This window comes from Streptomyces sp. KL116D, from assembly GCF_030766975.1.
Taxonomy (GTDB): Bacteria; Actinomycetota; Actinomycetes; order Streptomycetales; family Streptomycetaceae; genus Streptomyces; species Streptomyces longispororuber_A.
In genome coordinates this window covers 145,924-157,879 of the sequence record NZ_JASERH010000027.1, presented here as the reverse complement: position 1 = coordinate 157,879, position 11,956 = coordinate 145,924, and the positions used below count along the sequence as shown (strand labels likewise).

General features: G+C 72.8%; 13 protein-coding genes and 1 pseudogene. 7 read left to right on the top strand and 7 right to left on the bottom strand.

What is annotated here, in order from left to right:
* Nucleotides 1-29: 29 nt before the first annotated feature.
* Both RBJ77_RS09395 and RBJ77_RS09390 read right to left on the bottom strand, forming a co-directional pair.
* A pseudogene (locus tag RBJ77_RS09395) lies at nt 30-768 on the bottom strand (haloacid dehalogenase type II).
* Between the two features lie 119 nt (nt 769-887).
* Nucleotides 888-1,379: an FBP domain-containing protein gene (locus RBJ77_RS09390; protein ID WP_372344517.1), complete on the bottom strand. Its 492-nt coding sequence runs from the start codon at nt 1,377-1,379 to the stop codon at nt 888-890.
* A 71-nt stretch (nt 1,380-1,450) separates the two neighbouring features.
* On the opposite strand from RBJ77_RS09390, the gene RBJ77_RS09385 reads away from it, so the two are divergent.
* From RBJ77_RS09385 to RBJ77_RS09370, 4 genes are all read left to right on the top strand, one after another.
* Nucleotides 1,451-2,026 carry a TetR/AcrR family transcriptional regulator gene (locus RBJ77_RS09385; protein ID WP_372344516.1) on the top strand — a complete coding sequence of 192 codons (576 nt, stop codon included), beginning with the start codon at nt 1,451-1,453 and terminating at the stop codon, nt 2,024-2,026.
* Nucleotides 2,027-2,081: 55 nt separating this feature from the next.
* Nucleotides 2,082-3,296 carry a GDSL-type esterase/lipase family protein gene (locus RBJ77_RS09380; RefSeq protein WP_372344515.1) on the top strand — a complete coding sequence of 405 codons (1,215 nt, stop codon included), beginning with the start codon at nt 2,082-2,084 and terminating at the stop codon, nt 3,294-3,296.
* A gap of 72 nt (nt 3,297-3,368) precedes the next feature.
* On the top strand, nt 3,369-4,820 hold the full coding sequence (locus RBJ77_RS09375) for a glyceraldehyde-3-phosphate dehydrogenase (protein ID WP_372344514.1): 1,452 nt from the start codon (nt 3,369-3,371) through the stop codon (nt 4,818-4,820).
* A gap of 394 nt (nt 4,821-5,214) precedes the next feature.
* Nucleotides 5,215-6,153 (top strand): TauD/TfdA dioxygenase family protein, encoded by a 939-nt coding sequence (locus RBJ77_RS09370; protein WP_372344513.1) that lies wholly within the window; start codon nt 5,215-5,217, stop codon nt 6,151-6,153.
* 19 nt (nt 6,154-6,172) lie between these two features.
* On the opposite strand, the gene RBJ77_RS09365 is transcribed toward RBJ77_RS09370, so the two are convergent.
* Complete coding sequence (locus RBJ77_RS09365; protein ID WP_372344512.1) at nt 6,173-6,505, bottom strand: branched-chain amino acid transporter permease; 333 nt, start codon at nt 6,503-6,505, stop codon at nt 6,173-6,175.
* Nucleotides 6,498-7,190 (bottom strand): AzlC family ABC transporter permease, encoded by a 693-nt coding sequence (locus RBJ77_RS09360; RefSeq protein WP_372344511.1) that lies wholly within the window; start codon nt 7,188-7,190, stop codon nt 6,498-6,500. Before RBJ77_RS09360 ends, RBJ77_RS09365 begins: the two co-directional genes overlap by 8 nt.
* Nucleotides 7,191-7,232: 42 nt before the next feature.
* On the opposite strand from RBJ77_RS09360, the gene RBJ77_RS09355 reads away from it, so the two are divergent.
* From RBJ77_RS09355 to lysA, 3 genes are all read left to right on the top strand, one after another.
* Nucleotides 7,233-7,712, top strand: coding sequence for an Lrp/AsnC family transcriptional regulator (locus RBJ77_RS09355; protein WP_372344510.1), 480 nt, complete (start codon nt 7,233-7,235; stop codon nt 7,710-7,712).
* A gap of 152 nt (nt 7,713-7,864) precedes the next feature.
* Nucleotides 7,865-8,176 carry an SAV_915 family protein gene (locus tag RBJ77_RS09350; protein ID WP_372344509.1) on the top strand — a complete coding sequence of 104 codons (312 nt, stop codon included), beginning with the start codon at nt 7,865-7,867 and terminating at the stop codon, nt 8,174-8,176.
* Nucleotides 8,173-9,513 carry a diaminopimelate decarboxylase gene (gene lysA, locus RBJ77_RS09345; protein WP_372344508.1) on the top strand — a complete coding sequence of 447 codons (1,341 nt, stop codon included), beginning with the start codon at nt 8,173-8,175 and terminating at the stop codon, nt 9,511-9,513. The genes RBJ77_RS09350 and lysA overlap by 4 nt, the downstream gene beginning before the upstream one ends.
* 64 nt (nt 9,514-9,577) lie before the next feature.
* On the opposite strand, the gene RBJ77_RS09340 is transcribed toward lysA, so the two are convergent.
* The 3 genes from RBJ77_RS09340 to RBJ77_RS09330 are packed head-to-tail and all read right to left on the bottom strand — an operon-like array spanning nt 9,578 to nt 11,927.
* Entirely contained in the window at nt 9,578-10,057 is a 480-nt protein-coding gene (locus tag RBJ77_RS09340; protein WP_372344507.1) for a thioesterase family protein, read from the bottom strand.
* The gene (locus tag RBJ77_RS09335; RefSeq protein WP_372344506.1) at nt 10,054-11,025 is read right to left on the bottom strand and encodes a 3-hydroxyacyl-CoA dehydrogenase NAD-binding domain-containing protein; all 972 of its coding nucleotides are present in this window, start codon (nt 11,023-11,025) and stop codon (nt 10,054-10,056) included. Before RBJ77_RS09335 ends, RBJ77_RS09340 begins: the two co-directional genes overlap by 4 nt.
* Entirely contained in the window at nt 11,025-11,927 is a 903-nt protein-coding gene (locus RBJ77_RS09330) for a 3-keto-5-aminohexanoate cleavage protein (protein WP_372344505.1), read from the bottom strand. The genes RBJ77_RS09335 and RBJ77_RS09330 overlap by 1 nt, the downstream gene beginning before the upstream one ends.
* Nucleotides 11,928-11,956 lie beyond the last annotated feature (29 nt).

Sequence of the window (11,956 nt, the reverse complement as noted above, 5' to 3'; positions counted from 1 at the left end):
GGGCCGGGGTCAGATCCGTCCGGATCCGTTCAGGCCGGGGCGTCCAACCGCTCGGCCCGCTCGACGAGTTCGGCCAGATGGTCCAGGCCGTCCGCGTGCAGGTCGAAGGAGTCGGTGCTCACCGGCGGGTCCCCGACCGGGCGCCGGACGTACGCGGTCCGCATGCCCACCGCCTGCGCGCCGCGCAGGTCCCAGGCGTGGGCGGCGACCATCAGGACCCGCTCCGGCGGCGTCGAGCGCGAGCCGGTAGACCTCGGCGGCGGGCTTGTACGCGCGGGCGTCCTCGGCGGACAGGGCCTGGTGCCAGCGGAGTCCGGCGTACGCGTTCAGCCGGAGCAGCGTCGCGCGGGAGGCGTTGGACAGGCCGAGGACCGGGGCGTGCCGTGCGAGGCGGGCCAGACCGGTGACGGAGTCGGCCCAGGGGCTCAGCCTGCGGCCCGCACCGGCCAGCCGCTCGACGGCCGCCGCGTCGGTGAGCCCGGCGCGGTCCGCGACGCGGCGCGCGGCCTCGCGGTCGAGGGCCTCGCTGTTCGCGTAGGGCCGTTCCTTGTGCGCGATGCGGAGCTGCTCCTGCTCGATGTACTCCTGCCACACGCCGAGCAGCAGGTCCACCGTCGCCGGATCGGCGCCGGGCACGGCCTCCCCGACGGCCGCGCGCAGCCCGCCCGGCTCGTCCACCATCGTGCCGAGCACGTCGCACACGATCGCCTCGATGTGCCGTGCGCCGCCCGCTGTCCCACCCGTCGCTGCGTCTCCTGCCCCGGTCATCCGGCCATCCACCTCGTCCGCTTCGGTCCGTCGCGTCACAGGTTCAACTGGTGACGATCGTGGCACGGTCCGGAGTTACTGGTCAAGGCGGTGACGGAGGCTCCGGCCCGTAGTGCGGGCTACGCGACGACCTTCGCGACGAACGCGCTCAGGTTCGCCATCGTGCGCTCGATCTTCTCCTCGACGGTGAGCGTCTCGTGCGGACGTCCGCCGATGCCGGCGTCCTTCTTGCCGCGCACGTACAGCGAGCAGGCCAGGTCGCTGCAGATGTATGCCCCCACCGAGTTGCCCTGCTTCCCCGCCTTGCCCGCCTTCGGCGCGACCAGCAGCGAGACGCCGCCGGTGTGCGTGGTCACGCACAGCGAGCACATGCTGCGCCGCGTCTGCCACGAGCCGCTGGGGGAGTTGCGCAGCGCGAGCGCCTGGACCCGGCCGTCCAGCTCGGCCACGAGATAGGCGCGGTCCGGCGCCTGTGGATCGCGCCAGCCGAAGAAGTCCAGGTCGGACCAGGGGCGGTCGGCCAGGTCGTGCGGGATGTTCAGCCGCTTGGCCTCCCCCTTGGAGCAGTTCACGAACGCGGCACGGATGTCTTGTTCAGTCAGTGGGTTCATAAGAGCGAGGCTAATTTGCCTAAAGGTTTTAGGCAAATGCATAATGGAAGCGGTCTACAGGGAGGACGGTCATGGCACGTGTGGGGCTCAACGCGGAGCGGCTGGCGCAGGCCGGTGCGGAGCTCGCCGACGAGGTGGGCTTCGAGCAGGTCACGGTCTCGGCCCTGGCCCGGCGGTTCGACGTCAAGGTCGCGAGCCTCTACTCGCACGTGCGGAACTCGCACGACCTGAAGACCCGGATCGCCCTGCTCGCCCTGCGCGAACTCGCCGACCGGGCCGCGGACGTGCTCGCCGGGCGGGCCGGCAAGGACGCCCTGACTGCCCTGGCGAACGTCTACCGCGACTACGCCCGCGAGCACCCCGGCCGGTACGCCGCCGCCCAGTTCCGCCTGGACCCGGAGGCGGCCGCCGCCAGCGACGGCGCTCGGCACGCCCAGATGACCCGGGCGGTGCTGCGCGGCTACGACCTGACCGAACCGGACCAGACACATGCCGTCCGGCTGCTCGGCAGCGTCTTCCACGGCTACGTCAGCCTCGAGATGGGCGGCGGGTTCAGCCACAGCGCGCCCGACTCGGACGTCACCTGGACCCGCACCCTCGACGCGCTCGACGCGCTCCTGCGCAACTGGCCCGCGCCGCAGGCCTGACCCCTCGTACGCACCGTCCGACCCACCCCCGTACTCGAATCAGCAGGTTGAGGCCATGAACCCCGTGCACGACCGGAACCGGCGGAACGACAGCAACGGCCCGAACGGCTGGATCACCACCCCGCTCACCGCGGACCTCCTGCGCGGCGCCCTCGACGTCGAGCGCACCGAGCACGGCCTGTTGCCGCACCGGCTGCCGGCCAGGGCCCGCGCGCAGAACGTCGACGGGCAGCTGGCCATGGCCGAGTCCCAGCCGTCCGGCGTGCGCGTCGTCTTCCGCACCCGCGCCACCACCGTCGAGCTGGAGGCGCTGCCGACCAAGCGCGTCTACGCCGGCGCGCCGCCGCGCCCCGACGGCGTGTACGACCTGCTCGTCGACGGCCGGCTCGCCGGGCGGGGCAGCGTGCCGGGCGGGCACACGCTGACCATCGACATGGCCGCCGGGACCTTCGAGCGGCTCCCGGGACAGCCCGGGACGGTCCGGTTCGACGGCCTGTCCGACGCCGTGAAGGACGTCGAGATCTGGCTGCCGCACCAGGAGACCACCGAGCTCGTCGCCCTGCGCACCGACGCCCCGGTCGAGCCCGCCCGGGACCCCGGCCGCCCGGTCTGGCTGCACCACGGCAGCTCCATCAGCCACGGCTCCGACGCCGCGAGCCCCACCACCACCTGGCCCGCGCTCGCCGCGGCGGCCGGCGGCGCCGAACTGATCAACCTCGGGCTCGGCGGCAGCGCCCTGCTCGACCCGTTCACGGCGCGCGCCATGCGGGACACCCCCGCCGACCTGATCAGCGTCAAGATCGGCATCAACATCGTCAACTACGACCTGATGCGGATGCGCGCCTTCACGCCCGCCGTGCACGGCTTCCTCGACACCCTCCGCGAGGGCCACCCCACCGCACCGCTGCTCGTCGTGTCGCCGATCCTCTGCCCCATCCACGAGGAGACCCCGGGCCCCGGCGCCCCCGACACCCGGTCCCTGGCGACGGGACGGATCACCTTCAAGGCGATGGGTGACCCCGCCGAGCGCGCGCAGGGGAAGCTCGCCCTGGGCGTCATCCGTGACGAGCTGGCCCGCATCGTCGCGCGGCGCGCCGCCGACGACCCGCACCTGCACTACCTCGACGGCCGCGAGCTGTACGGCGAGGCCGACCACGCGGAGCTGCCGCTGCCCGACGCGCTGCACCCGGACGCGGCCGCCCACCGCCGGATCGGCGAGCGGTTCGCCGCGCTCGCCTTCGGGGACGGCGGGGCGTTCGCACCACGCTGACCAGGGGCGGCCGGTGAACCACTGAGCGGGCGGGTTAGCATATGAGCGCCGCCTAGCTCGAAAGATGCAACTGTGACTGTCAATGACGACTCGTTCACCAATTGGAAGCACCGCGAGGAGACCGCGGAGTCGATGATCCCGATCATCGGGAAGCTGCACCGCGAGCGGGACGTGAACGTCCTGCTGCACAGCCGCTCCTTGGTGAACAAGTCGGTGGTCAGCATTCTCAAGACCCACCGATTCGCCCGCCAGATCGCCGGCGAGGAGCTCTCGGTCACCGAGACGATGCCGTTCCTGCGGGCCCTCGCCACGCTCGACCTCGGGCCCTCCCAGATCGACATCGGCATGCTCGCCGCGAACTACCGCAGCGACGAACGCGGTCTGTCCGTCGAGGAGTTCACCGCCGAGGCCGTCGCGGGAGCCGTCGGCGCCGGCGAGATCGAGGCCGGCGCGGGCCGGGACGTCGTCCTGTACGGCTTCGGCCGCATCGGCCGCCTCGTCGCCCGGCTGCTCATCGAGAAGGCGGGCTCCGGCAACGGCCTGCGGCTGCGCGCGATGGTCGTCCGCGGGGGCGGCGAGCAGGACCTGGTGAAGCGGGCCTCGCTGCTGCGCCGCGACTCCATCCACGGCCCGTTCCAGGGCACGATCACCGTCGACGAGGCGAACAACACCATCGTCGCCAACGGCAACGCCATCAAGGTGATCTACGCGAACGACCCGTCGGAGATCGACTACACCGCGTACGGCATCAACGACGCGATCCTGATCGACAACACCGGCAAGTGGCGGGACCGCGAGGGCCTTTCGCAGCACCTGCGCCCCGGCATCGACAAGGTCGTCCTCACCGCGCCCGGCAAGGGCGACGTGCCGAACATCGTGCACGGCGTCAACCACGACACGATCAAGCCGGACGAGCAGATCCTGTCCTGCGCGTCCTGCACGACGAACGCGATCGTGCCGCCGCTCAAGGCGATGGCCGACGAGTACGGGGTGCTGCGCGGGCACGTGGAGACCGTCCACTCGTTCACCAACGACCAGAACCTGCTGGACAACTACCACAAGGCCGACCGCCGCGGCCGCTCCGCGCCGCTCAACATGGTGATCACCGAGACCGGTGCCGCCTCCGCCGTCGCCAAGGCGCTGCCGGACCTCAAGGCGCCGATCACCGGCAGCTCGATCCGCGTCCCCGTCCCGGACGTCTCGATCGCGATCCTCAGCCTGCGCCTGGGCCGCGAGACCACCCGCGAGGAGGTCCTCGACCACCTGCGCGACGTCTCGCTGAACTCGCCGCTGCGCCGCCAGATCGACTTCACCGACTCGCCCGACGCCGTCTCCAGCGACTTCCTCGGCTCCCGGCACGCCTCGATCGTCGACGCGGGCGCCACCAAGGTCGACGGCGACAACGCCATCCTCTACCTCTGGTACGACAACGAGTTCGGCTACTCGTGCCAGGTCATCCGCGTCGTCCAGCACGTGTCGGGCGTCGAGTACCCGACCTACCCCGCTCCGGTCCCGGTGGTCTGACCCACCGGCTCCGCAGGCTCCCAGGCCGCCCCCGCACCGTCGCGGGGGCGGCCTTCGCGCGTGGTGGCCGGGTGCGGGCTTGACCCGATGATCAGTCCGGGCGCAGGATGAGGGCATGTTCACGCAGCGCGCCCACGCCTTCGGACCGGCCCCCGTGCCGGACCGATGTGGGTGCGCACGCAGCGGCTTGTAGCGGACGCCTCCCGTCCCTCGCCGTCCCTCCCCGTACGGTTCCGTACGCCACCCGGGCCACCGGTAGGGCCTCGCGCCCGCACCCCGGCTCCCGCGCACAGGTCCGCACCCGTACGGGGTCACGCCCCAACTCCCGCCCGTACCTTCCCGTTTCCCGGGACGGGCGACGCCGCCCCGTCCCCTCGCGCCCCGGAGTGTGCCCATGTCCGTGACGGACGTCCCGCCGACGACGCCCCTGCGTCCCGCCCGCATCCCCGACGACGGTCTGTACGAGGGGCGGCGCCTGCTGCGCCGCACCCCCGACGACTGGCAGGAGCGGCCCTACGAACTGTTCGAGGTGGTCCCGCAGGCGGCGACCATCGGCGCCGAGATCCGCGGGATCGATCTCGCCCGCCCGCTCTCCGCGCACCTGCGTGCCGAACTCGACCGGGCCCTGCTGGAGTGGAAGGTGCTGTTCTTCCGCGGCCAGCACCTCACCGCCGAACGGCAGCGCGCGTTCGCCCGCAACTGGGGCGAGCTGGAGACCAATCCGCTCCTGGAGCGGGGCGACAGCGACGAGGTCGTACGGTTCGACAAGAGCGCCGGCGGGACGCCCAGCTTCGAGAACGTCTGGCACACGGACGTCACCTTCCGCGAACGCCCCGCGATGGGCGCGGTGTTGCAGCTCCGCGAGGTCCCGCCGTCCGGCGGCGACACCCTGTGGGCCGACATGGCGGCCGCGTACGACAACCTGCCGCGGTGGGTGACGGAGCGCATCGACGGAGCCGTCGCCGAACACGACTTCCTGCCCGGGTTCCGCCGCTTCTACGGCCCCGAACGCCTCGCCCGATGGCAGGAGTCGTTCCCGCCCGTGACCCATCCCGTGGTGCGGCGGCACCCGGCGACCGGGCGCCGCATGCTCTTCGTCAACGCGTCCTTCACCACCCGCATCCTCGGCATGGAGCAGGGCGAGAGCGACCGGCTGCTGCGCCTGCTGTTCCAGCAGGCGCACGTCCCCGAGTTCCAGGTGCGGTTCCGCTGGCAGGCCGGTGACATCGCGTTCTGGGACAACCGGGCCACCCAGCACTACGCCGTCGCCGACTACGGCGACGCCCGGCGGGTCGCCGAGCGCGTCGCCATCGCGGGCGACCGCCCGCACTGACCCGCGCGCGTCACTCGGGTCAGCCGGTGAACACCGCGCCGACCAGGGCCACATGGGCCGCCGTGCCGCCGAACACGGACAGCAGCAGATTGCGCCGCCACAGGTGCAGGCCGACCGTGACCGCGAGGGCGAGCACGGTCGGCCACGCCCGGTCGGGCAGGCGGGGCGTGACGTCGCGCAGCGCGTAGACCGAGAGGATCGTCAACACCCCCACCGGCATGTGGGAGTCGAGGTACGACACCGTGGCGCTGGAGCGCAGCGGGGCGAGCACCGCGAACGGCAGGGCGCGCAGCGCCCACGTCACCGCGACGGCCACGCCCACCGCGGACAGCAGGTACGGGGCGTCAGGCACGGGCCCTCCAGACGTGGCGCAGCAGCAGTCCCGCGGTGAACAACGCGAAGGCGACCAGCAGGAGTTGACCGGGAGCGAGGAAGCGGGCGAACAGGGCGCAGCCGAGCGCCAGGAGCGGTGTGAACAGTTCCGGCCGCGCCCGCAGCGCGTCGAGCGCCAGCGCCACGAACAGCGCCGTCACCGCGAAGTCCAGACCGCCGAGCCCGGCGGGAACCCAGCCGCCGGCCAGCGCCCCGAGCGTCGCGCCACCCGCCCAGTACCCGTGCACGACGCCCTGCGCCCCCAGGATCCGCCGCCCCGCCCAACTCGCCGCCCCGGGGCGGGTGGTGACCACCCAGGCCTCGTCCGACAGCGCGAACGTCCCGTACGCCTTCCCGGCGCGGCCCGCGATCCGGTGCAGCGGGAACGACAACGCGTAGAAGACGTGCCGGACGTTGACGAAGAACGCGGTCGCCGCGACGGTCGTCAGCGGCGCCGTCACCAGCACCAGGGACAGCAGCAGGAACTCCAGCGAACCGGCGTACACCAGCCCGGAGAACAGGCTGGCCCACCACCAGGCGAGCCCCGAGTGCACCACCAGCACCCCGAACGCCATCCCCATCGGGAACGCGCCGAGCCCGACCGCCCCGACGTCCCGCACGGCGGTCACCACCCCCGCGGCACCCTTCGACCAGGTCATTCGCATGAGCACAACGCTAGGCCGGAACGCACCTCATATGGTTGCGGAATGTGTCCCAGCAGACGCGCTTCGCGCAATGTTCCGCACCTCGATGCCCTTGATCGCGACATTCTGCGTCACCTGCGCGCCGACGGCCGGCTGACCAACGTCGAACTCGCCCGCCGCGTCGGCCTCTCGCCGCCGCCCTGCCTGCGCCGCGTCCGCCGCCTGGAGGAGGCCGGGATCATCACCGGCTACCGGGCGACCGTCGACCACGAGGCGCTCGGCGTCGGCCTGGAGGTGATGGTCTTCATCGAGGTCTCCGTCAGCGACCTGAAGACCCTCGCCGGCCTCGAAGAGGTGATCGCCGGGTACGAGGAGGTCGTCGAGTTCCGCCGGCTCTTCGGACGCCCCGACTACCTGCTGCGCGTGCTGGTGGCCGACCACAACGCCTACGAGGCGTTCCAGACCGGCAAGGTGATCGGGCTGCCCGGGGTCGCCCGCGTCGTCTCCCAGCCCACCATGAAGAAGATCAAGGTCCTCGACTGATCGCCGGCTGACGGACACCGCCGTGTCAGCGCGGCGTCAGGGCCCACGGGCCCGGCGTCAACGTGGCGTCATGACAGGGCGATCCGGGCAGGGAAGCGGGCATAACGTCGGTGGCGGAACCACCCGACCGAGGATCCTCCAGGAGGAACCCCATGGCAGACCACGCCTGCGCCGACGACCCCGAGCCCTGCGAACCCGGCCCGGCCGGACACGCCACCCTCTTCGTTCCCGTCCGGCCGGGTCCCGCGGGCTGCGCCGCGCTGCTGCTGCGCACCCCGCACGGCGGCCGCACCGCCGTCGGCTTCACCAGCGCCCGGCGGCTCACCGCCACCCTGGGCGGCGGCCAGGCCTGGATCAGGCTCGCCGAACCCGCCCTGCGCTCCCTCACCGAACCCCTCGGCGTGACGGCCGTCGCCGTCGACCCCGCCCTCGTCCGCCCGGCCCCGGAGGTGGCGGCCCGATGACGACCCTGCACCCCATCGGCGTGCCCCTCACCGAGGAGCCCGAGGACCTGTCGGTGTGGCCCGCCTCCACGGCCCCGGCCCCCGACGGCGACCTCACGGTCGGCGGCGTCCCCCTCGCCGAGATCGCCGAACGCTTCCAGACCCCCGCCTACGTGCTCGACGAGGACGAGGTCCGCGACCGCTGCCGGATGTACCGCGACGCGTTCCCCGAGGCCCACGTCCTGTACGCGGCCAAGGCGTTCCTGTGCCGGGCCATGGTGCGCTGGGTCGACGAGGAGGCGCTCGGCCTGGACGTCTGCTCCGCGGGCGAGCTCGAACTCGCCGTCACCGCGGGCTTCCCCGCGGACCGGATCGTGCTGCACGGCAACGCCAAGTCCCCCCAGGACATCCGGGCGGCGCTGCGGCTCGGCGTCGGCCGCATCGTCATCGACAGCCCCTCCGAGATCGCCCGGCTCGCCGCAGCCGTCGGCACCGACGGCCACCAGAAGGTGATGATCCGCGTCGTCCCCGGGATCAGCGCGGGCGGCCACGACAAGATCCGCACCGGGACCGACGACCAGAAGTTCGGCCTCTCCCTCACCGACGGCTACGCCCAGCACGCCATCGCCCGCGTCCTGGATCAGCCGCAGCTCGAACTGACCGGCCTGCACTGCCACTTGGGTTCCCAGATCACCACGCCCAAGCCCTACCTCTCCGCCGTCCGCCGCATGGTCGGCCTGATGGCACGGGTGCGCGACGCGCACGGGGTCGTCCTGCCGGAACTCGACCTCGGCGGCGGCCACGGCATCGCCTACCGCCCCGGCGACCAGGCCCTCGACATCACCGGGCTCGCCCGCCGGATGCGTGCGGAACTGATCGAGAGCTGCGCCGCGGCCCACCTGCCCGTACCCCGCCTCCTCGTCGAACCGGGCCGTGCCGTCGCAGGACCGGCGGGCGTCGCCCTCTACCGCGTCCTGACCGTCAAGCAGTCGGGGCAGCACGCGTACGTCGCCGTGGACGGCGGCATGAGCGACAACCCGCGCCCCGCCCTGTACGGCGTCCGCTACGCCCCCCGCCTGGTCGGCCGTGCCTCCGCGGCGGCGCCGCGCGCGATGACGGTGGTGGGCCGGCACTGCGAGGCGGGCGACGTGCTGGCCGCCGACGTCCCCCTGCCGGGCGACCTGCGCCCCGGCGACCTCCTCGCGGTCCCGGTGGCCGGGGCCTACCACCTGTCGATGGCGTCCGGCTACAACATGGTGGGCCGGCCGCCGGTGGTGGCGGTGCGGGCGGGCAGCGCGCGGCTGCTGGTCCGCAGGGAGTCGCTGCGCGACATCTGCGACAGGGACGTGGGCCTCTGACCCGGCCGGCCCGACAGCGGAAGGGCCCGGATGTCACGTCCGGGCCCTGTCCACCTCGGGCCGGTCAGGCCACGTGGGCGATCGAGCGGCCCGCCCACGCGGGCGCCGGTTCCGTCAGCTCGGTGAACCGGGCGCGGATCCCGTCCGGGAACGGCGCCGCCCGGCCCGCCTGCTGGTCGACGTGGACCGCGAGCAGCTCGGTGGTCGCCACCGGCTCCGCGTCCGGCGCCGGGTCCGCCGCGTCGTCCGCCACCACGTACATCTCGTGCGTGAACCGCGCCTTCTTCGCCGCGGCCCCCACCATCCGCGTACGGATGGCGAGATGGGCGCCCTCGGGGACGTCCCGCAGATAGCGGATGTGCGACTCGACCGTGTAGAGCGAGCAGCCCGTCTCCTCGCGGTAGCCGGAGTGCAGGCCCGTCTCGATCATCAGGGCGTCCGTGGCGTGGCCGAACGCGAGGACGTAGAAGGCCTCGCTCATGTGGCCGTTGTAGTCGATCCACTCGGGGCGGACCGTGCGGTGCAGCAGGGGCAGCGTCGTCATCGGGCGCCCTCCGCACCGGGGAGCCGGCCCGTCGCGCGCAGTACGTCGATGACGCCCCGGTCGCGCTCGGCCACCAGCTCGGCGATGGAGCGGCCGGCCGCCGCCTCGTCGCAGCCCGCGACCACGGCGTCGTACAACTCCTTGTCCAGCTCGGGTGCTTCGAGGCGCGTCCACGGCGACTTCAGGGACGGCCCGAAGTGGTCCAGCATGTGCGCCATGCCGCCCTCGCCGCCGGCCAGCGCGAACGTCAGCATCGGGCCCATGAACGCCCAGCGCAGGCCGGGGCCCTCGGTGATCGAGTCGTCGATCTCCTTCACGGTCGCCTCGCCGTTGGCGACCATGTGCAGCGCCTCGCGCCACAGGGCTTCCTGGAGCCGGTTCGCGATGAAGCCGGGCACCTCGCGGTTCATCGTGATGACCGACTTGCCCGCCACCTCGTAGAAGCGGGACGCCCAGGCGACCGCCTCGTCGTCGGTGCGGTCGCCGCCGACGACCTCGACGAGCGGGATCAGGTACGGCGGGTTGAACGGGTGGCCGACCACCAGGCGCCCGGGGGTCGCGGCCGTCGTCTGCATGTCCGTCATCGGATAGCCGGACGTGGACGACGCGATGACCACGCCGGGCGGCGTCGCCGCGTCGACGCGGGCCAGCAGGTCGCGCTTCAGGTCGAGCTTCTCCGGCGCGCTCTCCTGCACGAACTCGGCGTCTGCGACGGCCTGTTCGAGGGTGTCGGTGACGGTGAGCCGGTCGGGGGACGCGCCGTCGGCGAGGCCGAGCCGCGTGAGCGCGGGCCACGCCGCGTCGACCAGGCGGCGCAGCCGCTGCTCGGCGTCGGGCGCCGGGTCCCAGGCCGTCACGTCGTAGCCGCGGGCCAGGAAGTGGGCGACCCAGCCGCCGCCGATGACCCCGGCGCCGACGCAGGCGACGCGGCGGACGTGCTCGGGGGCCGTGGGGGAGGGGGTGGTCATCAGCGGTTCGCCTTCCTGAGGCCGAGGATCTCGCGGGCTTCGTCCGGGGTCGCGACGCGCGTGCCCATCGACTCGGTGAGGGTCACGGCCCGCTCGACGAGCTGGGCGTTGGTGGCCTTGTTGCCCTTGCCGAGGTACAGGTTGTCCTCCAGGCCGACCCGGACGTGCCCGCCCAGCAGGATCGACTGGGCGACCCACGGCATCTGCATCCGGCCGATCGCGAAGCTCGCCCAACGGGCGCCGTCCGGCAGCATGTTGACCATCGACTGGAGCACGCCCGGGTCGGCGGGCGCGCCCCACGGGATACCCATGCACAGCTGGAACACCGACGGGTCGTCGAGCAGGCCCTCGGCGAGGAGCTGCTTCGCGAACCACACGTGGCCCGTGTCGAAGCACTCCAACTCGGGCCGCACGCCCAGCTCCTGGATGCGCCGGGCGCCCGCGCGGAGCATGTCGGGCGTGGAGACGTAGAGGTTCGAGCCGTCCCCGAAGTTGAGGGAGCCGCAGTCGAGGGTGCAGATGTCGGGGAGCAGCTCCTCGACGTGCGGCAGCCGGTCGAGTCCGCCGACGAGGTCCGAGCCCGGGAGCGGGAACCCCTCCAGCGGCCGGTCCGGGTCGACGACCAGGTCGCCGCCCATGCCCGCGGTCAGGTTGATGACGACGTCGGTGCCGGTCTCCTTGATGCGCTCGACGACCTCGCGGTACAGCTTCGGGTCGCGCGACGGGGCGCCGGTCTCCGGGTCGCGCACGTGGATGTGGACGACGGCGGCGCCCGCTTCGGCGGCCTCCACCGCGTTCCGGGCTATCTGCTCCGGGGTGACCGGCACGTGCGGACTCTTGCGGACGGTGTCGCCCGCGCCGGTGAGGGCGCAGGTGACGATGACGTTCTCGGTGACGGGCATGTGGGGGCCTCCCAGGATTGAGTCCGTCG

What these genes read in the sequence shown, in the direction of transcription:
- RBJ77_RS09390 (WP_372344517.1), bottom strand. Translation starts at nt 1,379, where the DNA reads ATGAACCCACTGACTGAACAAGACATCCGTGCCGCGTTCGTGAACTGC.
- RBJ77_RS09385 (WP_372344516.1), top strand. Translation starts at nt 1,451, where the DNA reads ATGGCACGTGTGGGGCTCAACGCGGAGCGGCTGGCGCAGGCCGGTGCG.
- RBJ77_RS09380 (WP_372344515.1), top strand. Translation starts at nt 2,082, where the DNA reads ATGAACCCCGTGCACGACCGGAACCGGCGGAACGACAGCAACGGCCCG.
- RBJ77_RS09370 (WP_372344513.1), top strand. Translation starts at nt 5,215, where the DNA reads ATGTCCGTGACGGACGTCCCGCCGACGACGCCCCTGCGTCCCGCCCGC.
- RBJ77_RS09360 (WP_372344511.1), bottom strand. Translation starts at nt 7,190, where the DNA reads ATGCGAATGACCTGGTCGAAGGGTGCCGCGGGGGTGGTGACCGCCGTG.
- RBJ77_RS09355 (WP_372344510.1), top strand. Translation starts at nt 7,233, where the DNA reads ATGTGTCCCAGCAGACGCGCTTCGCGCAATGTTCCGCACCTCGATGCC.
- RBJ77_RS09350 (WP_372344509.1), top strand. Translation starts at nt 7,865, where the DNA reads ATGGCAGACCACGCCTGCGCCGACGACCCCGAGCCCTGCGAACCCGGC.
- lysA (WP_372344508.1), top strand. Translation starts at nt 8,173, where the DNA reads ATGACGACCCTGCACCCCATCGGCGTGCCCCTCACCGAGGAGCCCGAG.
- RBJ77_RS09340 (WP_372344507.1), bottom strand. Translation starts at nt 10,057, where the DNA reads ATGACGACGCTGCCCCTGCTGCACCGCACGGTCCGCCCCGAGTGGATC.
- RBJ77_RS09335 (WP_372344506.1), bottom strand. Translation starts at nt 11,025, where the DNA reads ATGACCACCCCCTCCCCCACGGCCCCCGAGCACGTCCGCCGCGTCGCC.
- RBJ77_RS09330 (WP_372344505.1), bottom strand. Translation starts at nt 11,927, where the DNA reads ATGCCCGTCACCGAGAACGTCATCGTCACCTGCGCCCTCACCGGCGCG.